The sequence below is a fragment of the Bradyrhizobium sp. CCGB20 genome (assembly GCF_024199855.1).
Taxonomy (GTDB): domain Bacteria; phylum Pseudomonadota; class Alphaproteobacteria; order Rhizobiales; family Xanthobacteraceae; genus Bradyrhizobium.
On the sequence record NZ_JANADN010000001.1, the window covers coordinates 8,268,647 to 8,290,624 of the forward strand.

28 protein-coding genes are annotated in these 21,978 nt (G+C 64.7%); 16 read left to right on the plus strand and 12 right to left on the minus strand.

Features of this window, described 5'->3' with window-relative positions; all coding sequences use genetic code 11:
- The first annotated feature begins 149 nt into the window (after window positions 1-149).
- The 5 genes from NLM15_RS38885 to NLM15_RS38905 all read left to right on the plus strand — a co-directional run bounded on the left by NLM15_RS38885 (window position 150) and on the right by NLM15_RS38905 (window position 3,675).
- A complete protein-coding gene (locus NLM15_RS38885; RefSeq protein ID WP_254123246.1) occupies window positions 150-602 on the plus strand; it encodes a nuclear transport factor 2 family protein in 453 nt (150 codons plus the stop codon).
- Window positions 603-820: 218 nt separating this feature from the next.
- Entirely contained in the window at window positions 821-1,261 is a 441-nt protein-coding gene (locus NLM15_RS38890) for a nuclear transport factor 2 family protein (protein ID WP_254123247.1), read from the plus strand.
- Between the two features lie 269 nt (window positions 1,262-1,530).
- Entirely contained in the window at window positions 1,531-2,460 is a 930-nt protein-coding gene (locus tag NLM15_RS38895) for a hypothetical protein (RefSeq protein ID WP_254124647.1), read from the plus strand.
- Window positions 2,461-2,796: 336 nt separating this feature from the next.
- On the plus strand, window positions 2,797-3,219 hold the full coding sequence (locus tag NLM15_RS38900; RefSeq protein WP_254123248.1) for a hypothetical protein: 423 nt from the start codon (window positions 2,797-2,799) through the stop codon (window positions 3,217-3,219).
- 318 nt (window positions 3,220-3,537) lie between these two features.
- Complete coding sequence (locus tag NLM15_RS38905; protein WP_014492018.1) at window positions 3,538-3,675, plus strand: hypothetical protein; 138 nt, start codon at window positions 3,538-3,540, stop codon at window positions 3,673-3,675.
- A gap of 42 nt (window positions 3,676-3,717) precedes the next feature.
- Here the strand turns inward: NLM15_RS38905 and NLM15_RS38910 are convergent, their stop codons facing one another.
- From NLM15_RS38910 to NLM15_RS38920, 3 genes are all read right to left on the minus strand, one after another.
- A complete protein-coding gene (locus NLM15_RS38910) occupies window positions 3,718-3,864 on the minus strand; it encodes a hypothetical protein (protein ID WP_166103493.1) in 147 nt (48 codons plus the stop codon).
- 201 nt (window positions 3,865-4,065) lie between these two features.
- Complete coding sequence (locus NLM15_RS38915) at window positions 4,066-4,548, minus strand: MaoC family dehydratase (protein WP_254123249.1); 483 nt, start codon at window positions 4,546-4,548, stop codon at window positions 4,066-4,068.
- The gene (locus NLM15_RS38920) at window positions 4,548-5,000 is read right to left on the minus strand and encodes a MaoC family dehydratase (protein WP_254123250.1); all 453 of its coding nucleotides are present in this window, start codon (window positions 4,998-5,000) and stop codon (window positions 4,548-4,550) included. The genes NLM15_RS38915 and NLM15_RS38920 overlap by 1 nt, the downstream gene beginning before the upstream one ends.
- A gap of 194 nt (window positions 5,001-5,194) precedes the next feature.
- Here NLM15_RS38920 and NLM15_RS38925 point away from each other — a divergent pair, with 194 nt between their 5' ends.
- Window positions 5,195-5,488 (plus strand): DUF4282 domain-containing protein, encoded by a 294-nt coding sequence (locus NLM15_RS38925; RefSeq protein ID WP_254123251.1) that lies wholly within the window; start codon window positions 5,195-5,197, stop codon window positions 5,486-5,488.
- Between the two features lie 140 nt (window positions 5,489-5,628).
- Here NLM15_RS38925 and ychF read toward each other — a convergent pair whose 3' ends face one another.
- The 4 genes from ychF to NLM15_RS38945 form a co-directional block, all read right to left on the minus strand.
- A complete protein-coding gene (gene ychF, locus NLM15_RS38930; protein WP_254123252.1) occupies window positions 5,629-6,726 on the minus strand; it encodes a redox-regulated ATPase YchF in 1,098 nt (365 codons plus the stop codon).
- A gap of 5 nt (window positions 6,727-6,731) precedes the next feature.
- A complete protein-coding gene (gene pth, locus NLM15_RS38935) occupies window positions 6,732-7,337 on the minus strand; it encodes an aminoacyl-tRNA hydrolase (protein WP_254123253.1) in 606 nt (201 codons plus the stop codon).
- 60 nt (window positions 7,338-7,397) lie between these two features.
- Complete coding sequence (locus tag NLM15_RS38940) at window positions 7,398-8,114, minus strand: 50S ribosomal protein L25/general stress protein Ctc (RefSeq protein ID WP_254123254.1); 717 nt, start codon at window positions 8,112-8,114, stop codon at window positions 7,398-7,400.
- Between the two features lie 187 nt (window positions 8,115-8,301).
- Window positions 8,302-8,553, minus strand: coding sequence for an accessory factor UbiK family protein (locus NLM15_RS38945; RefSeq protein WP_011090176.1), 252 nt, complete (start codon window positions 8,551-8,553; stop codon window positions 8,302-8,304).
- 167 nt (window positions 8,554-8,720) lie between these two features.
- Here NLM15_RS38945 and NLM15_RS38950 point away from each other — a divergent pair, with 167 nt between their 5' ends.
- From NLM15_RS38950 to NLM15_RS38985, 8 genes are all read left to right on the plus strand, one after another.
- Complete coding sequence (locus NLM15_RS38950) at window positions 8,721-9,452, plus strand: dienelactone hydrolase family protein (RefSeq protein ID WP_254123255.1); 732 nt, start codon at window positions 8,721-8,723, stop codon at window positions 9,450-9,452.
- 14 nt (window positions 9,453-9,466) lie between these two features.
- Window positions 9,467-10,309: a prolipoprotein diacylglyceryl transferase gene (lgt, locus tag NLM15_RS38955; protein WP_254123256.1), complete on the plus strand. Its 843-nt coding sequence runs from the start codon at window positions 9,467-9,469 to the stop codon at window positions 10,307-10,309.
- Window positions 10,310-10,329: 20 nt separating this feature from the next.
- Window positions 10,330-11,448 (plus strand): SAM-dependent methyltransferase, encoded by a 1,119-nt coding sequence (locus NLM15_RS38960; RefSeq protein ID WP_254123257.1) that lies wholly within the window; start codon window positions 10,330-10,332, stop codon window positions 11,446-11,448.
- Window positions 11,445-12,212, plus strand: a complete 768-nt coding sequence (gene pgeF / locus NLM15_RS38965) for a peptidoglycan editing factor PgeF (protein WP_254123258.1) — start codon at window positions 11,445-11,447, stop codon at window positions 12,210-12,212. Before NLM15_RS38960 ends, pgeF begins: the two co-directional genes overlap by 4 nt.
- A gap of 113 nt (window positions 12,213-12,325) precedes the next feature.
- Window positions 12,326-12,940, plus strand: a complete 615-nt coding sequence (locus tag NLM15_RS38970) for a hypothetical protein (RefSeq protein ID WP_254123259.1) — start codon at window positions 12,326-12,328, stop codon at window positions 12,938-12,940.
- Between the two features lie 204 nt (window positions 12,941-13,144).
- A complete protein-coding gene (locus NLM15_RS38975; RefSeq protein WP_014492003.1) occupies window positions 13,145-14,098 on the plus strand; it encodes a ribose-phosphate pyrophosphokinase in 954 nt (317 codons plus the stop codon).
- Window positions 14,099-14,317: 219 nt separating this feature from the next.
- The gene (locus NLM15_RS38980; protein WP_254123260.1) at window positions 14,318-15,346 is read left to right on the plus strand and encodes a putative zinc-binding metallopeptidase; all 1,029 of its coding nucleotides are present in this window, start codon (window positions 14,318-14,320) and stop codon (window positions 15,344-15,346) included.
- Window positions 15,343-16,377, plus strand: coding sequence for an ATP-grasp domain-containing protein (locus NLM15_RS38985; RefSeq protein WP_254123261.1), 1,035 nt, complete (start codon window positions 15,343-15,345; stop codon window positions 16,375-16,377). Before NLM15_RS38980 ends, NLM15_RS38985 begins: the two co-directional genes overlap by 4 nt.
- 8 nt (window positions 16,378-16,385) lie before the next feature.
- Here the strand turns inward: NLM15_RS38985 and NLM15_RS38990 are convergent, their stop codons facing one another.
- Window positions 16,386-17,471: a serine hydrolase gene (locus tag NLM15_RS38990; protein WP_254123262.1), complete on the minus strand. Its 1,086-nt coding sequence runs from the start codon at window positions 17,469-17,471 to the stop codon at window positions 16,386-16,388.
- A 97-nt stretch (window positions 17,472-17,568) separates the two neighbouring features.
- Here NLM15_RS38990 and NLM15_RS38995 point away from each other — a divergent pair, with 97 nt between their 5' ends.
- Window positions 17,569-17,898, plus strand: coding sequence for a PadR family transcriptional regulator (locus NLM15_RS38995; RefSeq protein ID WP_254123263.1), 330 nt, complete (start codon window positions 17,569-17,571; stop codon window positions 17,896-17,898).
- Complete coding sequence (locus NLM15_RS39000; RefSeq protein ID WP_254123264.1) at window positions 17,895-18,467, plus strand: DUF1700 domain-containing protein; 573 nt, start codon at window positions 17,895-17,897, stop codon at window positions 18,465-18,467. The genes NLM15_RS38995 and NLM15_RS39000 overlap by 4 nt, the downstream gene beginning before the upstream one ends.
- Window positions 18,468-18,527: 60 nt before the next feature.
- Here the strand turns inward: NLM15_RS39000 and NLM15_RS39005 are convergent, their stop codons facing one another.
- Genes NLM15_RS39005 through NLM15_RS39020 form a run of 4 tightly spaced genes read right to left on the minus strand, consistent with a single transcriptional unit; the run spans window position 18,528 to window position 21,918 of the window.
- Window positions 18,528-18,986 (minus strand): carbon monoxide dehydrogenase subunit G, encoded by a 459-nt coding sequence (locus NLM15_RS39005; RefSeq protein ID WP_254123265.1) that lies wholly within the window; start codon window positions 18,984-18,986, stop codon window positions 18,528-18,530.
- Window positions 18,987-18,995: 9 nt separating this feature from the next.
- The gene (locus NLM15_RS39010) at window positions 18,996-19,835 is read right to left on the minus strand and encodes an XdhC family protein (RefSeq protein WP_254123266.1); all 840 of its coding nucleotides are present in this window, start codon (window positions 19,833-19,835) and stop codon (window positions 18,996-18,998) included.
- Between the two features lie 11 nt (window positions 19,836-19,846).
- Window positions 19,847-21,055, minus strand: a complete 1,209-nt coding sequence (locus tag NLM15_RS39015; RefSeq protein ID WP_254123267.1) for a VWA domain-containing protein — start codon at window positions 21,053-21,055, stop codon at window positions 19,847-19,849.
- Window positions 21,052-21,918: a MoxR family ATPase gene (locus NLM15_RS39020; RefSeq protein ID WP_254123268.1), complete on the minus strand. Its 867-nt coding sequence runs from the start codon at window positions 21,916-21,918 to the stop codon at window positions 21,052-21,054. The genes NLM15_RS39015 and NLM15_RS39020 overlap by 4 nt, the downstream gene beginning before the upstream one ends.
- Window positions 21,919-21,978: the final 60 nt, after the last annotated feature.

Consider the following 21,978-nt stretch of genomic DNA (forward strand, 5'->3'; position numbering starts at 1 on the left):
CAAACGCGCAACCCCGAAAATTGCAGCCCCATGAACCCGGCATTGCGCCGGCGCGTCATATTCGAGAGACATCCTGTGTTTTTGCGGATTGATGGATCCATGAACCGCACGATGGCGTTTGCAAGCCACAGCCGACGAGGGCGGGAGGCATGACGGTTGAATCGCTGAACAGGCAACGCGTGCTGCATCTGCTGGAGAGTTTCGCGCGTGGCGATCTCGACGCCGCGCTGTCGTGCTGCACCGACGACGTCGACTTCCTCACCCACGCGCCGATCGACATCCTGCCGCACATGGTGCCGCGCCACGGCAAGGCCGAATTGCGTGCGCTCTGGCAGACGGTGTGGTCGCGCTATTCGGAAGTCCGCTACAAGGCGCCGCACATCCTCGCCGACGGCGACGAGGTCGCGACCTACTTGCACACCTACTTCAGGAAGCGCAGCAACGATCGCATCGTGCAGTTCGACATGGCCGTGTTCTACACCTTCCGGGGCGGGCTGGTGGCGCAGATCCGCGAGATCATCGATTCCTACGATCTGGTGCAGCAGGTGCTGGAGCGGGAGATCGGGCCGCTGATCGCGGGGGCGCGGACGGACGGGGTGTAGCCTCGCTGTCGTCCCCGCCACAGCAGAGACCGGGAGATTACGGGGTTCTATTGCAAATCTCACAAAGCGTGCTCAATTGTGCATTGCAAAAACGTGATTTGAGTTTTGCCTGAAATCCCGTATTTGTTCGTACACAAATGAGTTGAGCAGCCCGCGGCACCGTTTTCGTGCACGGGGTTGTTTCCGTTTTTGCAAGCCAGTTTCAGGACGCCCCCAAAATGACAGAGCACAGCCTCTGGCGTTTCTCGCGCGCGTTGCACCGCGCGGTGAACGACCGGCATTTCGAGGATATCGAGGCCCTGATCGACGAGGACGTCGAATGGGCGATCTACGGCCCGATCGACATGTTTCCGTTCCTCGGCGCGCGCCAGGGCAAGGACGCCGTGCTCGACGTCATCCACCAGCTCGCCGACAATTTCCGTGTCCGCCGCTTCGACCGCGAGAGCATCATGCTCGGCGTCGATTCCGCCGCATCGATGCTGCGCTATTCGCTGACGGCGCTGGATTCCGACAAGCCGATCAGCTTGCGGGTCGCGCAGTTTGCCCAGTTCAAGGCGGGCAGGCTGATCAGCATGCGGGTGCTGGTCGACACGTTCGATCTGGTTGAACAGGCACTCGGCCGCGCCATTCATCTTCCGAAGATGACAAGCGCCGGCTGAGGGGGACGCCAACGGGCCCCGCTTTCGGGACCGATGACGACGCCTGGCGCGACGTCCTGGCCTCCAGCCCCGCCGGATGCCGTCGTGGAAAAGCTCGTCATCGGGCGCGCGCCTTTCGCGCGGCCCGTTGGTTCGTCATTCCAGGCGAGCCGCCACAATTTCGCAACGATAGATCACCATCGTTTGAGCGGACCGATTGGCGCATGGTCATCACGGATCGCCGCATTATAGTGGCGGGAAGCATGCGCCAGGGGCTCGCGGGCAGGACGATGGAATTCTCGACAGGTTTTGGCTGGACCAGGCTGCCGGTGCTGGCGGCCGTATTCATTTTGGGCTCGGTGCTGACGGTGTCGGCGCAGATCATCCCACCCTTCTCCCCACCCGCTGCAGTGCCCGACGACGAGGCAGAGACCGAGGCCACGGAGACCGCGGCGGCCCCCGACGCCAACGACCCCGACGTGCTCAAGGGCATCGACGTCGACAAGCTCGACTGGAGCCAGCTCGCGATCGACGCCGGCACCGGCAACGATATCGCGGCCGCCAAGAAGCGCGCCCAGGCCGCCGCCAAGGACGGCATGAACTGGTCGACGAACACCAATGCCAACGGCTCCTCGTCGGTGGCGGTGAAGCAGTCCGTGTTCTCGTTCTGGGACACGCGGATCGGCGCCGACATGACGGTGGCGAGCGAGCCGCGGACGATGTCCGAGCTGCTGGCGCAGAAAGCCGGCAATGGCGGCAGCCTGCCCCAATCCTCCGGCAGCGCGTGGGCGGCGGCGACCGCGCCGGGCGCCGGCTCGATCTGGGACAAGACCGCGGTGGAAGCCCGCGTCGACCCCGGGGCCGAGCAGAGCAAGATCGGGGCGTCGCTGACCAAGTCGGTGCCGCTCTCGAACGATACGTCGCTGACGCTCCAGAACGGCTACAGCGTCAACCAGCAGGGCACGACCGCAGTGCCCGGCATCGGCGGCCACATCACCCGCAATTACGAGACCGACCAGACCGCCAAGGTCACCATCACCGACACCGGCACCAGCATCACCGCCGGCCAGTCGCTGTCGACCACCGACGACAAATGGCTGCGCAAGGTCGGCGCCGAGCAAAAGCTGTTCGACAACGTCACTGTGTCCGGCTCGGTCGGCGAGACCTCGCAAGGCGCGATCAACAAGAGCCTGACCGCGGGCTTCAAGAAGAGCTGGTAGTCGAACGTCGGCTCTCTCCCCTCATCCTGAGGAGCGCTCCAAAGGAGCGCGCCTCGAAGGATAAAGGCTCGCTGAGGCAGTCGGGCCTGCGTGGCTCTCGCGGCGATGCGCAGCGTCGTCCGCTGCGCGCGCTTCGCGCTCCCCACCATGAGGATAGGTTCATGGTCCCAGCCGGCGTTCAGACTCTCGTAACCATACGCCACGGCAAAGCCCCCAATTGGTCCGCCCTTGCCGCACCTTGGCCAAGTTGCGGTCAAAATCCGACGCCCTAGTCCCCACAGATGTCGTCGTGCGGGGGACACTCGCGCCGCGCTCAACGCGAACAGGGGAATAACGATGAACGCCATGCGTCCGGAAAAGACCGAATCCACCGAGACCGAGACGGTCGACAACAACCTCGCCGCAGTGACGGAAGTCGAGGCCGGCATCCGTGACTTCGTCCGGAACGACATCGCCTATCTGCGCCGTCCGGCATCGGCGACCGCCGACGCGCCGCCGCTCGATCCGAGCGCGGAAGCCACCGTCACCAACGTCAATTCGCTGATCCAGCGCGTCGCCGGCACCTCACTCGCCGAGATCGAGAATCTGATCTCCGAGCTCGAGAGCCTGCGCGACCTGCTCCACGCCGAAGGCCAGCGCGTCCAGCGCGAGATCTCCGGCTACGCCCAGCTCAGCCAGGCCGCAATGAAGTCGACCCGCATGATCGCCGACAACGTCGCGCAGTGGAAGCGCGCCGCCGACGGCCTGCGCAACAGCTGATCACCGACGTCACGCATCATCGGCCGCCGCGTTCCGAAAGGGGCGCGGCGGTTTTGATTCCAGGGGTGTGAAGCGGACACTCCCGTCTTTCCAGTAAAGGTGTCATCACCCGCGAAGGCGGGTGATCCAGTATTCCGAGACAGCGCGAGGATACGGTGAGGCCGCGGCGTACTGGATGCCCCGCCTTCGCGGGGCATGACAGCGGGAGGGAGCGGCACGGCCGGCGCGATGCAGCGCCCCGCATTGAACCCACCACCCCATCCCGGCGACCAATGCCAAGCGCCCGTGCCGCTACGGCCGGTCCTGGGGACATTTCAGATGGAAAGCATTCGGCCCGACAATACGGACCCGATCCCGCTGCGGCCCGCGCCGAACCAGTTCGGCACGATCATGCTGCGCTTCGTGGGATTGCTGGCGGTCGCGATCGCGGTGCTGGCGTTCGTTTATAGCCGCTGAAGGTGGAGGCGGGCCGTCCGCCTCCGGGGAGTTAACGAGCCGTTAACGGCTGGCGTCGACCGTCGAGGCTTCGAGGGTGTAGCCGCCATCGGCATAGCCCTTCACCACCATGCCGGCGACCAGCATCACGGCCAGCGTCGCGGTAGCAAAGATGAATCCGACCAGCTTGAGTGCGCCGCGGTCTGCCATGGTCCTCGTGTCCCCTGTTCTCTGCCCAATTCGTTTCAATTAGACAGCGACAGGTTCATAATTGGTTAGCAACTCGATGGTTCCGCCAACTGCTTCACAGGCAAACCACGTTGAGCAGGCTTATGGCAGCCGCCCTGAATCGCGTCCATAGCGCGCGGGCAACACTCGCGCGCTCTTTTGGCCGTTCATCTTGGAACTGATCTAACCACCCTTCGCGCGCATCGGCACGAAGGCGCTGGCGGTGATGGAATAGACCTCCTCGCCGCGCTGGTTGGTGCCGGTGGTGCGAGCGGTCAGGATGCCCCAGCCGGGACGCGAGGCCGAGCTGCGCTTGTCGATGACGACATTGACGTAACTCACCGTGTCGCCCGCGAGCACCGGCTTGATCCAGCGCAGGTCGCGAAAGCCCGGCGACGGCCCCCACACCGCGACCTCCTCGCCGCGTGAAACGGCCTCACGCGCCAGACGCTGGCCGTCCGCGACAAGCAGGCTCATGCAGGCCGAGCCGACATGCCAGCCCGAAGCGGCAAGCCCGCCGAACAGCGAGTTCTTGCCTTCCTCCTCGTCGAGGTGAAAGCGCTGCGGGTCGAACTTTGCGGCGAAGGTCTTGATGGACTCCGCCGTGAACGTGTACGCGCCGATCTCGCGGCGGTGACCGATCTCGGTCTCCTCGAAGAAAGGCATCAGACCGCTCCCTCGCGCCGCTTGATCAGGATCGGCGAGGTCATCTCGCCCAGCGCCTGCCCCGCCGCGTTGCGCACGGTGCATTTGAACTTGACGATGCCGAGTTCAGGGCGGCTCTTCGAGGTGCGGGCCTCCAACACGTCGACATCGAGCGTGAGGTCGTCGCCGGGCCTCAAGGGAGACAACCACCGCACCTCGTCGACGCCGGGCGAGCCGAGTGACGCGGCGCGGGTGATGAAACCGTCGGCCATCATCCGCATCATCAGCGAGCAGAGGTGCCAGCCCGAGCCGGACAGGCCGCGCAGCATGCTGTTGGCCGCGGCCTCCTCGTCGAGGTGCATCGGTTGCGGATCGAACTCGGCGGCAAAGGCCAAAATCTCGTCGCGGGTGACATGGCGCGGGCCGAATGTTCCGTAGCGGCCGGGCGGGAAGTCTTCAAAGGTCAGGGTCATCTTGGGCTTGCTGGCTGAAATGACAGATTGTGGCCGCACTTTGCGGCAATCTCAACCCGCCGGCCCGCATGGCTCGTGCTACATTCGACGCGGCGGCGTGGTCTGAGTCGGATCAGCCGAGGGCCGAGATCCACACGAAGGCCCAATTTGGCAAGGCCCGGTTTGGCGAGGCCTGGTTTGTCTTGGGGAGAGCAATGTTTTCATTCAGCGACCTGTTTCAATGGGACCGCTTTATCACTCCGACGATCATCAAGACATTTTACTGGCTGGTGATCGCGCTGATCTGCCTGTTCGGCCTTTCCGGCGTCTTCTCAGGGCTCGCGACCATGGCGATCAGCCCGTTCGGCGGCTTCCTGCTGCTGCTGTCGTCGATCGCAAGCGTCGTCGTCGGCATCGTGTTCTCGCGCATCGCCGCGGAGCTGATCCTGATCGTCTTCCGCATCAACGAGCATCTCGGCGCGATAAGGGACCAGGGCGGGATGAAGTGAGGCAGACGCAGTGCCGTAGGGTGGGTTAGCCCCGTGGATGTGCGAAGCGCATCCACTCGGCGTAACCCACCACTTCTCTCGCGGCGACGAAAGTGGTGGGTTACGCCTTCGGCTAACCACCCTACGAAGCCGTACAGGTCTTACGTATTAAACCGGAAATGCATCACGTCGCCGTCGGCGACGACGTATTCCTTGCCTTCGAGGCGCAGCTTGCCGGCATCGCGGGCGCCGGCTTCGCCGTTCAGCGCGACGTAGTCCTCATACGCGATGGTCTCGGCGCGGATGAAGCCTTTCTCGAAGTCGGTGTGGATCACGCCGGCCGCGCCCGGCGCCTTGGTGCCGCGATAGATGGTCCAGGCGCGTGCTTCCTTCGGACCTACCGTGAAATAGGTGATGAGGTCGAGCAGCGTGTAGCCGGCGCGGATCAGGCGATCGAGGCCGGCTTCTTCGAGACCCAGCGTCTCCAGGAAGTCGGCACGCTCTTCGCGTGAGATCGTCGCGATCTCGGATTCGATCTTGGCGGAGATGACGACGGCGACGGCGCCTTCCTTGGCGGCCTGCTCCTGCACCGCCTTGGAGAACGAGTTGCCCGTGGCGGCCGAGCCTTCCTCGACGTTGCAGACATAGAGCACGGGCTTGGACGACAGCAGGCCGAGCATCCCGAAGGCACGCTCCTCCTCCGCCTTGCGCTCGACGAGGCGCGCAGGCTTGCCTTCGCGCAGCAGCACCAGCGTGCGATTGACGAGATCGAGCTGCTCCTTGGCGTCCTTGTCGTTGCCCTTGGCCTTCTTGGACAAATTGTCGACGCGCTTCTCGAGGCTGTCGAGGTCGGCGAGCATCAGCTCGGTCTCGATGGTCTCGATGTCGGCGAGCGGCGCGATCTTGCCCTCGACATGGGTGATGTCGGAGTCCTCAAAGCAGCGCACGACATGCGCGATGGCGTCGACCTCGCGGATGTTGGCCAAAAACTGGTTGCCGAGGCCTTCACCCTTGGAGGCGCCGCGCACGAGGCCCGCGATGTCGACGAAGGTCAGCCGGGTCGGAATGATCTGCGCCGATTTGGCGATCGCCGACAGCTTGTCGAGCCGCGGATCGGGCACCGCAACCTCGCCGACGTTCGGCTCGATGGTGCAGAACGGATAGTTCGCAGCCTGCGCCGCGGCCGTCTCGGTCAGCGCATTGAACAAGGTCGACTTGCCGACATTGGGCAATCCGACGATCCCGCATTTAAATCCCACGAGCGTTATTCCTTGCCGTTCTCGTCCTTGGTCAAAAATCCCTTCGCCTGCATGGCGAGATGCACCCTGTTGGCGAAGGTCGCGTCAGTGCCTTTGGCAACCAATGCCGCATGCTCGGCCACCGCCTCGCACAGCGTCGCCACCCAGTCATTGTCGGCCTTGGCGAAGTCCGACAGCACGTGGCCATGCACCAGCTCCTTGACGCCGGGATGACCGATGCCGAGTCGCACCCGGCGGTACTCGTTGCCGATATGCGCCGATATCGAGCGCAGGCCGTTGTGGCCGGCGATGCCGCCGCCGATCTTCACCCGCACCTTGCCCGGCGGCAGCTCGAGCTCGTCATGGAATACGGTGACGTCGCCCGGCGCGATCTTGAAGAAGCTTGCGGCTTCCTGCACGGCGCGACCGGAATCGTTCATGTAGGTCGTGGGCTTGAGCAGGATCACGCGCTCAGGTCCGAGCGTGCCTTCCGAGGTCTCGCCCTGAAAGCGACGGCGCCATGGTGCGAAACCATGACGCCGCGCGATCTCGTCGACGGCCATGAAGCCGATATTGTGCCGGTTACGTGCGTATTTCGCGCCGGGATTGCCGAGCCCAACAAAGAGTCGCATGACGCGGCGCGCCCCTCAGCTAGCGCGCGATCAGGGACCGCGCGCCAGCTCTTTAAAAGATTACTTCTTCTTGTCGCCGCCGGCGGGAGCCTTGGCAGCCGCTGCCGGAGCAGCAGCACCCGCAGCCGGAGCCGCAGCGCCAGCCGCCGGAGCAGCCGCAGCAGCGCCCGGAGCTGCAGCCGCAGCCGCGGCCTTCTGCTCTTCGGCGTAGCCGGACGGCGGCACGATGGTGACGAGGGTCGCGTCCTCGCGGGTCAGCGCCTTCACGCCGGCCGGGAGCTTGACGTCCGACAGATGCAGCGAGTGACCGATTTCGAGCGAGCCGACGTCAGCCTCGATGTACTGCGGAATGCTCTCGACGCCGCATTCGAGCTCGATCGCGTGGGCGACGATGTTGACGGTACCGCCGCGCTTCACACCCGGGGAGGTTTCCGACTTCACGACGTGCAAGGGAACGCTGATGCGGATGGTGGCACCTTCGCCGAGGCGCATGAAATCCACATGGATCGGGAAGTCCTTGACCGGATCGAGGTGGTAGTCGCGCGGAATCACGCGGTGCTTCTTGCCCTCGAGATCGATGTCGACCAGCGTGGTCAGGAACCGGCCGGCGAGGATGCGCTGGCGCAGTTCGCGATCTTCAATCGAGATCGTGACGGGGGGCTGGTTGTTGCCATAGATCACTCCGGGCACTCGCCCGGCGCGACGCTCAGCCCGGGCGGCCCCCTTGCCGCTCTTCGGACGTGCGGTCGCCTTCAATTCCTTGACGGTCGTCGCCATGTCGTTAAGTCCTTGTTTTTGCAAAAGTTAATGGGCCGCAGCGCGGCCCATGGTGCAGTTCGCAGCAAGCCTCCAGGGGTGCGGGGGCCGCGAACTGGCGGGCTTTTACCCGGAAGATGCGGAAATGACAAGGAGAATGGGCTGCCGGAAGCGGTTCCCACCCTCCCCTCTAGGGAGGGTAAGCGCCCTACCCGCCGAGCTTCGCCTCCAGCGCCGTGATCCGCGCCTTCAGCGCCTCGTTCTCCTCACGGGCGAGGCGGGCCATGTCCTTGACCGCCTCGAACTCCTCGCGCTTGACCAGGTCCATGTCGCGCAGGAATTTCTCGGCCTGGGTGCGCATCACGGTGTCGAACTCGCGCTTGACGCCCTGGGCGGCACCGGCGGCGTCGTTCATCAGGCGGCCGATCTCGTCGAAAAACCGGTTGTTGGTCTGGGTCATTTCGGTCTCCTGGCCGCGGCCGATAAACTTTGCGCGAACGCTCGGAAAGACAATGGCAATCCGGGCGGAGCGGTTCAAGAGCCGATCGGCGGTATCCTTGTCATGCCCCGGTTTCCTTGCAATCGTATTCAACGTCCCTGCATAACAAGAATCAGAAGGCGCAAGAGATGATCGATCAGCAGATCGCGATTCCCACCAAGGACGGCCACACCGCCACCTTCATCACCCATCCCGAGCGCGGCGGGCCGTTTCCGGTCATCCTGTTCTACATGGATGCACCGGCGATCCGCGAGGAACTGCGCGACATGGCCCGCCGGCTCGCGACCTCAGGCTATTACGTAATGCTGCCGAACCTCTATTACCGCTCCGGCGTGATGGAGCTCGGCGCGCTGCCGGCCGATCCGAACGCGCCGGAGCGCAAGCGCATGTTCGCCCTGATGGGCTCGCTCACGATCCCCATGATCATGGACGACACGCGGGCGCTGCTCACCTATGCCGAAGGCCAGGCGGCTGCGAACACCAAAATCGTCGGTACCGTCGGCTACTGCATGAGTGGCCGCTACGCCGTCAACGCCGCCACGCATTTCCCCGATCGCGTCAAGGCCGCCGCCTCGGTCTACGGCACGCAGCTTGCGACGGATCAGGACGACAGCCCGCATCGCGCGGCAGCCAAGACCAGGGCCGAGCTTTACTTCGCCTGCGCCGAGACCGACATCTACGCGCCCACCGAGATCATCGAGAAGGTCAAGCAGGGCATGAGCGGCGCGAAAGCCGAGGTCGAGATCTACCCCGGCACGCATCACGGCTTCGCCTTCCCCAAGCGTCCGGTCTATGACCGCGACGCCGCCGAACGGCATTGGGAGCGGCTGCTGGCGCTCTATCGCCGCAACCTCGTCTAGACAAAGAAGGCCTGATGCCCTTTCTGCTCATCGACTTTCCCGCCTTCAAGCCGATCGCATTCGAGATCGGTCCGTTCGCGATCCGCTGGTATGCGCTCGGCTACATCTGCGGGATCACGTTCGGCTGGCTCTATGCGCGCGCCCTGATCAAGAACGACAGGCTGTGGGCCGGAAGGTCGCCGATCAGCCTGGTGCAGATCGACGATTTCATCTTGTGGGTCACGCTCGGCATCATCGTCGGTGGCCGCACCGGCTACGTGCTGTTCTACAATTTGCCCTTCTTCATCGAGCACCCGGCCGCCATCTTCAAACTGTGGGAAGGCGGCATGTCGTTCCACGGCGGCTTCCTCGGCTGCGTCGTGGCGGTGATGGGGTTCGCCCGGAAGAACGGCATCTCGATCCTGTCGCTCGGCGACATCACCTGCGGCGTTGCGCCGATCGGGATTTTCCTGGTGCGGCTGACCAATTTCATCAATGGCGAATTATGGGGCCGCGCCGCCGACCCCAGCCTGCCCTGGGCCATGGTGTTTCCGACCGGCGGTGACGTGCCGCGCCATCCGAGCCAGCTCTATGAAGCGGGCATGGAGGGCCTCCTGCTGTTCGCCGTGCTCGCCGTGATGATCCGCCTCGGCGCCTTGAAGCGGCCGGGCCTCATCCTCGGCAGCTTCATCCTGATCTACGGCCTGACCCGGATCATCGGCGAGCATTTCCGCGAGCCGGACGTCCAGCTCGGCTACCTCTGGGGCGGGTTAACCATGGGCATGTGGTTGTCGATCCCGATGCTTCTTGTCGGCCTCATACTTATTGTATTGGCTGTGCGGCGCGGTGCGCCGAAGCCCGCCGGGGCTATCAGTTAATCCTTTCGAGAAGACAGGCTGTGACCGACGCGACGCTACTCAACGAGATCAAGGCGCTGATCAAATCCTCAGGCCCGATGCCGGTCTGGCGGTACATGGAACTGTGCCTGATGCATCCGCGCTATGGCTATTACATTTCGCGCGATCCGCTCGGGCGTGAAGGCGACTTCACCACCGCGCCCGAAGTCAGCCAGATGTTCGGCGAGCTGCTGGGCCTGTGGACCGCCTCGGTATGGAAGCAGATGGGCTCGCCGCAATTCCTGCGGCTGATCGAGCTCGGCCCGGGCCGCGGCACCATGATGGCCGATGCGCTGCGCGCACTGCGCGTGCTGCCGCCGCTGTACCAGGCGCTTCAGATCCACATGGTCGAGGTCAACCCGGTGCTGCGCGACCGGCAGAGTGCGACGCTGTCGGCCGTGCGCAACATCGCCTGGCACGACAGCATCGACGACGTGCCGGAAGGTCCGAGCATCATCCTCGCCAACGAATATTTCGACGTGCTGCCGATCCACCAGATGGTGAAGCGCGAGAACGGCTGGCACGAGCGCGTGATCGAGATCGATCCCAACGGCAAGCTTCAGTTCGGCGCGGCCGCCGAGCCGACGCCGCGCTTCGACGTGCTGCTGCCGCCCTTGGTGCGCGCCGCGCCCGTCGGCGCCGTGTTCGAATGGCGGCCCGACGGCGAGATCATGAAGCTCGCGACGCGCGTGCGCGACCAGGACGGCGCGGCGCTGATCATCGATTACGGCCATCTGCGCAGCGATGCCGGCGACACCTTCCAGGCGATCGCGCGCCACAGCTTCACCGATCCCCTGAAGGCGCCGGGCCAGGCCGACGTCACCGCTCATGTCGACTTCCAGGCACTCGCGCGTGCAGCGGAAGATGTCGGCGCGCGCGTGCACGGCCCGGTGACGCAGGGTGATTTCCTCAAGCGTGTCGGCATCGACACCCGCGCGGCCGCCCTGATGCAGAAGGCGACGCCGGAGATTGCCACCGACATTTCGGTCGCACTCAAACGCCTGACGGATACGGGACGCAGCGGCATGGGATCGATGTTCAAGGTGCTCGGCATCTCCGAGCCGCGGCTGTCAGGCCTTGCCGGCCTCAGCGATCTCGAACGGGCCGGAGACCCCTCATGACGCTTGCTTCGTCACTGCTGTCGGCCGTGCCCGGCCTGCGCCATGCCTTCTTCACCCGCGAGGGCGGCGTCTCCAACGGAATCTATTCCGCGCTGAACGGCGGGCTCGGCTCCAATGACGATCAGACCCTCGTCGCGGAGAACCGCCGCCGCATGGCCGAGCATGTCGGCGTCGCCCCGGAACGTTTCCTCAGCCTGCACCAGATCCATTCGCCGGACGTGCGCGTCGCCGAGGCGCCGTGGCCGAGCGGGCCGCGGCCGAAGGGCGATGCGCTCGTCACCAAAACGCCCGGCATCGCGCTCGGCGTCTCCACCGCCGATTGCGGACCGGTGCTGTTCGTCGACCCCAACGCGCGCGTGATCGGCGGCGCACATGCCGGCTGGAAAGGCGCGCTCTCGGGCGTGCTGGAGTCCACGATTCTGGCGATGGAGAAGCTCGGCGCCACGCGCAGCGGCATCATCGCCGCGATCGGCCCCTTGATCCGCCAGGACAGCTACGAGGTCGGCAACGAGTTCGTGGCGCGTTTCATCGAGACGGACGCGGACAACGCCGTGTTCTTCATTCCGTCGGTGCGCGAAGGACACGCGATGTTCGACCTCGCCGGTTTCATCCGGAAGCGTCTGGAAGCCGCGGGCATCCTGATGATCGACGATCTCGGTCTGGACACCTACGCCGACGAGCGCTTCTTCAGCTATCGCCGCTCGGTGCATCGCAAGGAGCCGGATTACGGCCGCCACATTCACGCAATCGCGCTCGAAGCGTGAACACACGGGCAACGTCGTCTCATTCCGGGGCGACGCCCGGACGCGATGACAGTGGCCTGTGGCGCCCCCGCCCTAGACGTTAATGCATTTTAACGATATCGCTGCCCTCCATAATGAGGGAAGCGTCATCCATCTTGCGCCGCGCGGGCTCGTGCCTGCTGGCGGTCATGCTGCTGGCGGCCGCGACCGCGCTTGGCGGCTGCGCCGGCGGCGGTGGTGCCGCCAACTCCTATGCGATGGCGCCGAGTGCCGGCTCCGGGGCGACGGTGGCCTTTGAATCGATCGACGGGCCGCCGCCGCAGGTGTTCGACCGCATGGTCGGCGTGCTCGACAGCGAATCCAAGCTGCGCAGCCTGTCCGTGGTCTCCCGCGAGGGGACCGCCGCCTACCGCGTGCGCAGCTACCTCTCCGCCCAGGTCGTGCGCGGCAAGACCGTGATCGCCTGGGTCTGGGACGTCTACGACGCCAACCAGCAGCGGGCATTGCGCCTCTCCGGCGAGGAACTGACCGCCGCCAAGGGCGGCCGCGATCCCTGGTCGGCCGCCGACGACCTCGTGTTGCGGAAGATCGCCCAGGCCGGATTCAGTGGACTTTCCAACATGATCAACGGAACGCCGGACACGCCGGGCACTGTTCCCGGCTTGCGGGGACCGGCGGTTGCCAGCGTGATCCCGGAGGCTCCGGCGGCCGAGATGCCAGCCACGGCGCTCGGCTATGCCGAGCGATAACCCCCGCTAAACCACGGCCCCAGAATTCCAGGACTCGCGGCCAAGCCGTTGGCCCGACTCAGGATTTTCGAAGGGAAAACGTAGCATCCCGGGTTGCCATTGCGGCCTCCGGCCTGATATTTCCTCGCCCGTCGTAACCGTGCTTCCAGTGGGTATTTTCTGATGTTGAACGTCGTATCCAGCAAAGCGCGGGAGGAAGCGTCTATGTCGGCCAAGAACGGCTCCATCAAGCTAGTCGCCGGCAACTCAAATCCGGCTCTCGCGCAGGCCATTGCGCAAGGCCTCGACCTGCCGCTGACCAAGGCGGTGGTACGGCGCTTCGCCGACATGGAGATCTTCGTCGAGATCCAGGAGAACGTCCGCGGCTCGGATGCCTTCGTCATCCAGTCGACCTCGTTCCCCGCCAACGACCATCTGATGGAATTGCTGATCATCACCGACGCGCTGCGCCGTTCCTCGGCGCGCCGCATCACCGCGGTGCTGCCCTATTTCGGCTACGCCCGGCAGGACCGCAAATCGGGTTCGCGCACGCCGATCTCGGCCAAGCTCGTCGCCAACCTGATCACGCAGGCCGGCGTCGACCGCGTCATGACGCTCGACCTGCATGCTGGCCAGATCCAGGGCTTCTTCGACATCCCGACCGACAATCTCTACGCGGCGCCGCTGATGGTGCGCGACATCAAGGACAAGTTCGACCTCTCCAAGACGATGGTGATCTCGCCTGACGTCGGCGGCGTGGCGCGCGCACGTGGCCTTGCCAAGCGCATCAACACGCCGCTCGCGATCGTCGACAAGCGCCGCGAACGGGCCGGCGAATCCGAGGTCATGAACGTGATCGGCGACGTCGCCGGCTACACCTGCATCCTGATCGACGATATCGTGGACTCCGGCGGCACGCTGGTGAACGCGGCCGACGCGCTGATCGCCAAGGGCGCTAAGGACGTCTACGCCTACATCACCCACGGCGTGCTCTCCGGCGGCGCGGCCGCCCGCATCGCGGGTTCGAAGCTGAAAGAGCTCGTCATCACCGACTCGATCCTGCCGACGGATGCGGTGACCAAGGCGCCGAACATCCGCACGCTTCCGATCGCCAGCCTGATCTCCGACGCCATCGCGCGCACCGCGGCGGAAGAGTCGGTGTCGAGCCTGTTCGACTAGTTTTCCGATCCGGAAGGTCTCGTAGGGTGGGCAAAGGCGCAAAGCGCCGTGCCCACCTTTCTTTTTTATAAGAAGACGGTGGGCACGCTGGCGCTTTACCCACCCGCCATCGCGCGCTCTGACGCGCTGCAGCACGCCTCGCAGCCCCACCGGGTTGTTGCGGGCTCCCGCCCATGACATCCTTCGGATTCCGAGTCATCTCTGCCCTCTGGATACCCGATGCCACGCCGGAAATTTGCTTGGGAAAAGCTGTCAGATGATGCGTTGCTCAAGCAACGTCTCTCCAGCCTGAAGGTTACGGTCGAAGGCACCTGGCTTGAGGACTGCGTCGCGACGCTTCACGAGGAGATGGAAGAGCGAGGCATCCGGCTGCGGCCGCATACATGGATTTCGAGCGAGTGGTTCAGTCCGGGAGACGTGCCCGGCATCGCCATCCCCTTCTATCTCGCCCATCCCCGCCTGATGAAGCTCGAGAAGAAGATGATGTTCGACGTCGAGGGCGGAACTTGGCGCGAGTGCATGGCCATCCTTCGTCACGAGGCGGGCCATGCCATTCAGCACGGCTTTCAGTTGCAGCGGCGCCGGCGCTGGCAACAATTGTTCGGGCCGTCGTCGAAACATTACCCGCGCTACTACCGGCCCAATCCGGCGAGCAGGCGCTACGTCCAGCACCTCCGGCTCTGGTACGCACAGAGCCATCCTGACGAAGACTTTGCCGAGACATTTGCGGTGTGGCTGCGGCCGCGTTCAAACTGGCGCACGCGATACGCCGGATGGCCCGCGCTGAAGAAACTCGAATATGTCGACGAGCTCATGGGTGAGATCGCGGGAGAGCGACCGCTAATCACGACGCGAGAGCGTGTCGATCCACTGAGCAGGCTCAGCCAGACGCTTGAAGACCATTACAAGAAGAAGCAGGAATTCTACGCGTTCACGCCACCGAAAACTTACGACCGCGACCTCTCCCGGCTGTTTTCGGCCGATCCACGGCATCACCGGTCAAGGCCGGCCGCGGCCCTGATCCGGCGCCACCGCGCCCAGATCAGGCAGCTGGTCGCGCGATGGACCGGCGAAAACCAGCTCACGCTCGATGCGGTGCTCGACGACATGATCTCCCGCTGCCGCGAGCTCGATCTGCGTGCCGTCGGCCCCGAACATAAGCTCGTTCTCGATTTCACCGTCCTCGTGACCGCCAAGACGATGCACGCGCTGTTTGGCCCGTCTCGGCGCAAATGGATCGCGCTATGAGACGACTCCGCATTCTCGTGCTGATGCATCCGGACTTCCTGCCTCCGGACTCCTCCGACGGCTACACACCGCAGGAGATCAACAACTGGAAAACGGAGTACGACGTCGTCAGCACCTTGCGCGCGGCCGGCCATGAGGTCCGCCCGCTCGGCGCGCAGGAGGAGATCAGGCCGGTCCGCGAAGCGATCGAGGAGTTCAAGCCGCACGTGGTCTTCACGCTGCTGGAGGAATTCCACAACAACGTCGCCTACGACCAGCACATCGCCAGCTACCTCGAGCTGATGAAGGTGCCTTACACCGGATGCAATCCGCGCGGCCTGATCCTCGCGCGCGGCAAGGATCTGTCGAAGACGCTGGTGCATCACCGCCGCATCGCAGTGCCGGCCTTCGCCGTTTTCCCGATGCGACGCAAGGTCAAGCGGCCGAAGCATCTTGCGCTGCCGCTGATCGTCAAGAGCCTCAACATGGATGGATCTGCCGGCATTTCCCAGGCCTCCATCGTCGATGCCGACGAAAAGCTCGCGGAGCGCGTCGCCTTCATCCACGAACGCAGCGAGACCGCCGCCATCGCCGAGCAATTCATCGAGGGACGGGAGCTCTATGTCGGCGTGCTCGGCAACAACAGGCTGCGCGTGCTGCCGGTGTGGGAATTGAAGTTCGGCAGCATGGGCGGTCGCAGGTCACGCCACATCGCGACCGAAAAGGCCAAGCACGACACCGACTATCAGGAGAAGGTCGGCATCGTCGACGGGCCGGCGAAGGATCTCGCGCCCGAAGTCACTGCGCGCATCCAGCGGGCCGCGAAACGCATCTACCAGGCACTTGGCCTCGACGGCTATGCGCGCATCGATTTTCGCCTCACTGCCGACGGCACGCCGTATTTCATCGAAGCCAATCCCAATCCCGAGATCGCCAAGAGCCAGGAATTCGCCACGGCGGCCCAGCATGCCGGGCTCAAATACCCGGATCTCCTGCAGCGTATCCTGATGCTCGGGATCAGCCGGGCCAAGGCGGGCGTGTCGCTGGGTTGAGACCGAATTCAGCCAAAGCTCGGCAACACGACGTCCTGCAAGAGCGCGATCAATACGGCGGCCTGCTCCTGCCCCGATCGCCCATAATTTCCGCAGTGGATCACGAAGGTGAGATCACGCGCCGGAATCACGTACAGATATTGGCCGCCCCAACCGATGCCGCAGAACCAATGCAGCGGTTGCGCAGTGGCGAAATCGCCCATGTACCATTGATAGCCGTAATTGCGACCAACCCGGGTCTGGACAACAGGCGTGGTCACGCGCTTCACCCAGTCGGCCGGAACGATGGACTTTCCATTCCAAGCGCCATTCGCCAGCATGAGCTGTCCGATCTTCACGAGATCGCGTGGCAGGAGACGCGCGCCTGACGCCGCGCGAGGTTCACCGTCACGGCCAACGCTCCAGCCGGACGGACCGAAGCCCAGGGAATCGAACAGCACGCGGCGGCAATAGGCCGGCAGGGCTTCGCCGGTACCCCTGGCGATGAGGCGGCCGAGCAGCGCAGTGGCGCCGCCGCAATAGGTCCATTTCACGCCGGGCTCGCCGGCGATCGGGCGCTCGAGGATGAAGCGGTAACGATCCGGCGCGGCTTCCATCGCCATCTCGCTGTTACGCGGATCGCCATAGGGAATGGTGAGCTCGTCCCATTCGAAGCCGAGCGTCATCGACAGCACATGATGGATCGTGAGCTTGTCGCGGCCGGGCTGCGCAGCGAGATCGGCATATTCAGGGAATTGCGCATAGAGCTTCGCGTCCGGCGGCGGCACCTTGCCTTCAGCAAGCGCAACCCCATAGGCGAGACCGACAATGCTCTTCGAGACCGAGCGCAGATCGTGCAGCACATCAGGACCGAACACGACGTGGCCGAGCAGCCGGTCCCAGCCCTGGTCTTCGCCCTCCCCGTAATGCTCGAACACCAGCTTGCCTCCCTGGCTCACCAGGAACGCATGCAGACCGGGCAACTTTCCGGCCTGCTGGAGCCCGGTGAAACGTGCGGCGACATCGGCCGACGCAGCAACGGCAGGCATGGTCCATGGGAGAGCCGCGCTCGCGCAAAAGCCGGCCAGCAGATGACGACGGTTGAGATAGGCCATGGGTCATTTCCTCCGGAATCGGGTATTCACAGGTACCTTGCAATACATAGTACCTTGCTATATAAGCCTCCTCGAAAGCAGTGTAGTCAAGGAGGAAATGGCCGACTCGACGAATCAGGTTCAGCTCAAGAAGGGCGCGCTGGAGCTCTGCGTGCTCGCTCTGCTCGCGCGCGGCGAGAGCTATGCCTATGAGATCGCGAGCACGCTGTCGGCCGGCGTCGGCATGGGTGAAGGAACGATTTATCCGCTGATGCGGCGCATGCAGGATGACGGGCTGGTCGACACTCGCCTGGAGGAATCCAGCAGCGGCCCGCCGCGCAAATATTACCGCCTGACGGCCGCCGGCCGCGCCGCCTTCACCGCGCAGAAGCGCGAATGGCGTAGCTTTACCGATGCAGTCGACCGCCTCCTCGGAGACGCCAGATGACTCGCGACGGTTTCCTGCACATCCTCGCCGATGGGCTCACGGGGCTGCCCGCGGCCGAGATCGACGACATTCTGTCCGACTATGCCGCCCATTTCGAGGAGGCTCGCACTTCAGGGCGAACGGAGCAGGAGGTTGCCTCCGCGCTCGGCGATCCCAGACGACTTGCGCGCGAGCTGCGCGCCGAGACGGGATTGCGCCGGTGGGAGAATCATCACTCCTTCCGCAACTCCACGGCCGCGCTGTTCGCGCTCAGTGGCCTCGCCGTGGTCGACATCGTCCTGCTGCTGCCGCTGCTGCTTGCCGTTCTGCTCATCCTGCTCGTGGTTGCCTTCGTGATGTGCGTGCTGGGGATCGTCGGCATCGGGTTGCTGATCAGCGTCTACAAGCATTTTGGCGACGGACACGTCGTCAATCTGATCTTGCGTGGGCTCGCAGGCGTCGCGCTGGTGACCACGGGGGCGGGCTTCGGTGCGCTATTGGCGCTCGGACTCAACGCCGCCGTCAGATGGCTCGGCAATTATGCGCGGCTGCATTACCGGCTGCTCAAGCCGGAGCGAAACGAAGTCTGACTGCCACACGGATGCATTCGTCGGTGGGAAGGGCGCAACGCCGTGCCCACCCTACGGCAGCTAGCCCGCCTCCGCCTTCGCGCCCACCACGTCTGCAAACGATTTGAAGAACTCGCCGGCCAGTTTGGTCGCGGTCGAGTTGATCAGCCGCGCACCTAACTGGGCGAGCTTGCCGCCGATCTGCGCGTCGACCTCGTAATGCAGTACGGTCACGTCAGCACCTTCCGATTCAAGCCGCACCAGTGCGCCGCCCTTGGCAAAGCCCGCGACGCCGCCGGAGCCCTCGCCCGAGATGCGATAGAAGTTGGGCGGGTCGAGATCGGACAGCGTCACCTTGCCGCCGAACGTCGCCTTCACCGGGCCGACCTTGAAGATCACGGTCGCGGTCATCTCGTTTGGACCGGTGACTTCGAGCGACTGACAGCCGGGGATGCACTGCTTCAGCACATCGGGATCATTCAGCGCCGCCCATACCTGCCCAATTGACGCGGGGATACGCTGGCTGTCATTCATCTGCATGATTGGATCTCACTCTCTGCTTGCTGCCTGATTGGCGGCGCGCTGCCCGCGCCGTCGCTCCTGCGTGATCTCGGCGAGGATCGACATTGCGATCTCCTCCGGTGTGATGGCGCCGAGATCGAGCCCCGCGGGCGCCTTGACGTCGTCGATGACGGCGGCGGTGGCGCCTTCCGCAATGAGCTTGGCGCGCAGCGAGGCCATCTTGCGGCGGCTGCCGACGAAGGCGTGATAACAGGCCCTGGTCGCGACCGCTGCGCGCAAGGCGGCTTCGTCGCCCTTGCCCTGCGTCGAGACCACGACGAAGCGCTTTGCCTCGTTCAGCTCGCCGAGCAGATAGCCGTCGACAATCGTGTCGGCGTCCGGCGGCGACGTGAGATCGGCAGCGGGTGCGGCCAGCGTGACGTGATAGCCGAGCGTGCGCGCTTGCGCGGCCAGCGACAGCGCCACCGGGCTGGCGCCGAGAATGACCAGCGAGGGATGCGGCAGCACCGGCTCGACGAAAATATCCATCGTGCCCTTGCTCGGGCACATGTTGCTGGCAAAGCGGATGCCGTCGCGGTTATCGCCCGCACTCACCCCGAGTTCGGCAAGCAGGTTTTCCGGCTGCACCGAAACCATGCGTGGCTCGCCATCGGCGAGCGCCTCGCGCGCCGCCTTCAGCACCGCGCCTTTGGCGCAGCCTCCGCCGATCCAGCCGGCGAGGATGGTGCCGTCGGCGGCGATGATCGCCTTCGCGCCAGCCTTGGCCGCGGTGACCGAGACAGTGCGCACCACCGTCGCGAGCACGAAGGCGCGCTCGGCGGCTTTCATCTGCGCGACGACATCCAGCACTTCGACATGAGCGGTCATCGGAAGCCTCCTCAAAGCTTCGCCAGATAAGGTTCGAGCGCGCGCAGGCTTTGCAGCGAATTGGCGGGCGCGTAGAGATCGACATGCGGCAGTGCCGCCTTGATGCCTCTGGCTTCGGGCGAATAGCCCTCCCACGCCATCATCGGATTGAGCCAGACGATGCGGCGGCAGCGCCGCGCCAGCGCCGCCATTTCCCGGCCCAGCAAGGCGGCATCACCTGTCTCGTAGCCGTCGGACACGATCATCACGCAGCTGCGCGAATGGATCACGCGTGCGGCGTGCCAGCGGTTGAAGGTTTGCAGGCTCTCGCCGATCCTGGTGCCGCCGCCCGCGCCCTGCGCCATGATCGAGAGACGGTCGAGCGCGCGGCCGGCGTCCTTCTCTTTCATCGCATCGGAGACGTAGGCCAGCCGGGTGTGGAACAAAAACGCCTCGGCCTCGCGGAACTGGTCGAGCACACCGTGGATGAAGCGCAGGAACACCGAGGTGTACATGCTCATCGAGCCTGACGCGTCGAGGAGAACGACGAGCCGCAACGGCTTGTCCTTGCGCTGCCGTTTCACCAGGCTGATCGGCACGCCGCCATGGCTGATGTTGCGGTGGATGGTGCGCCTGAGGTCCAGCCGGTAGCCACGTCGGCGCGCGAGATCGCGCCGCGTGAGCCTCGTGCGCATCACCCTTGCGAGCTCTGCGGCGGCTTCATGGGCTTGCGCGACCTGATCGGGATCACTGAGTTTCCTGAAATCGACCTCGGCGAGGTTGTCCGCGCGTGAGGCGCCTTCCATGCGGCCCTCTCCTGAGCGGCCTTCCGGCACGTCATCCGATGACGGAAGCTGGTCGGCGACGGATTGGCCACCACCCTGCTCTGCGGCCCTGTCCTGCAAGCTCTTCAGCGAGGGATTGCTGGCGCCGGGCACCGAGCCGGTGGCGCGGGAGCGCGACCGAGCGCGCTTGCCCAGCCAGAACGCATCGAACAACCCGTCGAACTTGTCCCAATCGGACTTGCGTGCCGAGAACAGTTGCTTGAACGCCGCGCGCAACAGGCCGGGTCGCGCAGCATAACCAGCGGACATCAACGTTGCGGCATCCTGCCCCTCGGCGAGTCCAACGCGGAAGCCGGCATCGCGCAGGGTACGGAGGAAGGCGGCGAGCCTCGCGGAGACGAGGCGGGAGACCTCGTTGAGATCATCGTATCCGGGGCTGGAGCCACAGCAACTCATGCGACCCTCCCCAGCAGACGCTGTGTCACCTCGCCCGTGACGCGCGCCCGGTCCTCATGGGTCTTCAATAGGCAGACCAGCGTCTCATGCACGGTCTCGGGCGCGTCGTGGAGATCGCGGATATCGAGGCCGACCAGTGCGGCGGCCCAGTCCAGCGTTTCCGCGACGCCCGGAACTTTTCTCAGCTCCTCCTTGCGCACGCCTTCGACCATGCGCGCGATCTGAAGCGACAGCGACGGGCTCGCACCGGCGATCCGCGCCAGGATGATGCGGGCCTCGCGATCGACATCGGGATAATCGACGTAGTGATAGAGGCAGCGGCGGCGCAGCGCATCGGAGAGTTCGCGCGTGCCGTTCGAGGTCAGCACGACATGCGGGATGGTGACCGCAGAAATGGTGCCGAGCTCGGGAATCGAGATCTGGAAGTCGGACAACAGTTCCAGCAGGAACGCCTCGAACTCGTCGTCGGCGCGGTCGATCTCGTCGATCAGCAGCACCGGCGCCTGCGCACGCCGGATCGCGGCGAGCAGAGGACGCTCCAACAGGTACTTTTCCGAGAACACCTGGTCCTCGATGCTGTCGGCTCCGCGATGCGCCTGGATCGCCAGCAACTGCCGCTGGTAGTTCCACTCGTAGAGCGCGGACGACTGGTCGAGACCTTCGTAGCATTGCAGGCGGATCAGCTCGGTCGTGTGCACTTTTGCAAGCGCCTTCGCCACTTCCGTCTTGCCGACGCCCGCCTCGCCCTCCAGGAGCAGCGGACGCCGTAACAATTGCATCAGCGAGATCGCGGTCGCCAGGTCCGCATCGGCGATATAGCCCGATGCGGCCAGTGCTTGCGCGATTTCGTCACGGTTTTTCATACAGCCTCCGTCGTTCCGGGGCGATGCGGAGCATCGAACCCGGAACCTCGAGATTCCAGG

Bases quoted from the DNA above. Each gene is read 5' to 3' on its own strand.
- NLM15_RS38885 (WP_254123246.1), top strand. From the start codon at position 150: ATGACGGTTGAATCGCTGAACAGGCAACGCGTGCTGCATCTGCTGGAG.
- NLM15_RS38890 (WP_254123247.1), top strand. From the start codon at position 821: ATGACAGAGCACAGCCTCTGGCGTTTCTCGCGCGCGTTGCACCGCGCG.
- NLM15_RS38895 (WP_254124647.1), top strand. From the start codon at position 1,531: ATGGAATTCTCGACAGGTTTTGGCTGGACCAGGCTGCCGGTGCTGGCG.
- NLM15_RS38900 (WP_254123248.1), top strand. From the start codon at position 2,797: ATGAACGCCATGCGTCCGGAAAAGACCGAATCCACCGAGACCGAGACG.
- NLM15_RS38905 (WP_014492018.1), top strand. From the start codon at position 3,538: ATGGAAAGCATTCGGCCCGACAATACGGACCCGATCCCGCTGCGGCCC.
- NLM15_RS38910 (WP_166103493.1), bottom strand. From the start codon at position 3,864: ATGGCAGACCGCGGCGCACTCAAGCTGGTCGGATTCATCTTTGCTACC.
- NLM15_RS38915 (WP_254123249.1), bottom strand. From the start codon at position 4,548: ATGCCTTTCTTCGAGGAGACCGAGATCGGTCACCGCCGCGAGATCGGC.
- NLM15_RS38920 (WP_254123250.1), bottom strand. From the start codon at position 5,000: ATGACCCTGACCTTTGAAGACTTCCCGCCCGGCCGCTACGGAACATTC.
- NLM15_RS38925 (WP_254123251.1), top strand. From the start codon at position 5,195: ATGTTTTCATTCAGCGACCTGTTTCAATGGGACCGCTTTATCACTCCG.
- pth (WP_254123253.1), bottom strand. From the start codon at position 7,337: ATGCGACTCTTTGTTGGGCTCGGCAATCCCGGCGCGAAATACGCACGT.
- NLM15_RS38940 (WP_254123254.1), bottom strand. From the start codon at position 8,114: ATGGCGACGACCGTCAAGGAATTGAAGGCGACCGCACGTCCGAAGAGC.
- NLM15_RS38945 (WP_011090176.1), bottom strand. From the start codon at position 8,553: ATGACCCAGACCAACAACCGGTTTTTCGACGAGATCGGCCGCCTGATG.
- NLM15_RS38950 (WP_254123255.1), top strand. From the start codon at position 8,721: ATGATCGATCAGCAGATCGCGATTCCCACCAAGGACGGCCACACCGCC.
- lgt (WP_254123256.1), top strand. From the start codon at position 9,467: ATGCCCTTTCTGCTCATCGACTTTCCCGCCTTCAAGCCGATCGCATTC.
- pgeF (WP_254123258.1), top strand. From the start codon at position 11,445: ATGACGCTTGCTTCGTCACTGCTGTCGGCCGTGCCCGGCCTGCGCCAT.
- NLM15_RS38970 (WP_254123259.1), top strand. From the start codon at position 12,326: ATGAGGGAAGCGTCATCCATCTTGCGCCGCGCGGGCTCGTGCCTGCTG.
- NLM15_RS38975 (WP_014492003.1), top strand. From the start codon at position 13,145: ATGTCGGCCAAGAACGGCTCCATCAAGCTAGTCGCCGGCAACTCAAAT.
- NLM15_RS38980 (WP_254123260.1), top strand. From the start codon at position 14,318: ATGCCACGCCGGAAATTTGCTTGGGAAAAGCTGTCAGATGATGCGTTG.
- NLM15_RS38985 (WP_254123261.1), top strand. From the start codon at position 15,343: ATGAGACGACTCCGCATTCTCGTGCTGATGCATCCGGACTTCCTGCCT.
- NLM15_RS38990 (WP_254123262.1), bottom strand. From the start codon at position 17,471: ATGGCCTATCTCAACCGTCGTCATCTGCTGGCCGGCTTTTGCGCGAGC.
- NLM15_RS38995 (WP_254123263.1), top strand. From the start codon at position 17,569: ATGGCCGACTCGACGAATCAGGTTCAGCTCAAGAAGGGCGCGCTGGAG.
- NLM15_RS39000 (WP_254123264.1), top strand. From the start codon at position 17,895: ATGACTCGCGACGGTTTCCTGCACATCCTCGCCGATGGGCTCACGGGG.
- NLM15_RS39005 (WP_254123265.1), bottom strand. From the start codon at position 18,986: ATGCAGATGAATGACAGCCAGCGTATCCCCGCGTCAATTGGGCAGGTA.
- NLM15_RS39010 (WP_254123266.1), bottom strand. From the start codon at position 19,835: ATGACCGCTCATGTCGAAGTGCTGGATGTCGTCGCGCAGATGAAAGCC.
- NLM15_RS39015 (WP_254123267.1), bottom strand. From the start codon at position 21,055: ATGAGTTGCTGTGGCTCCAGCCCCGGATACGATGATCTCAACGAGGTC.
- NLM15_RS39020 (WP_254123268.1), bottom strand. From the start codon at position 21,918: ATGAAAAACCGTGACGAAATCGCGCAAGCACTGGCCGCATCGGGCTAT.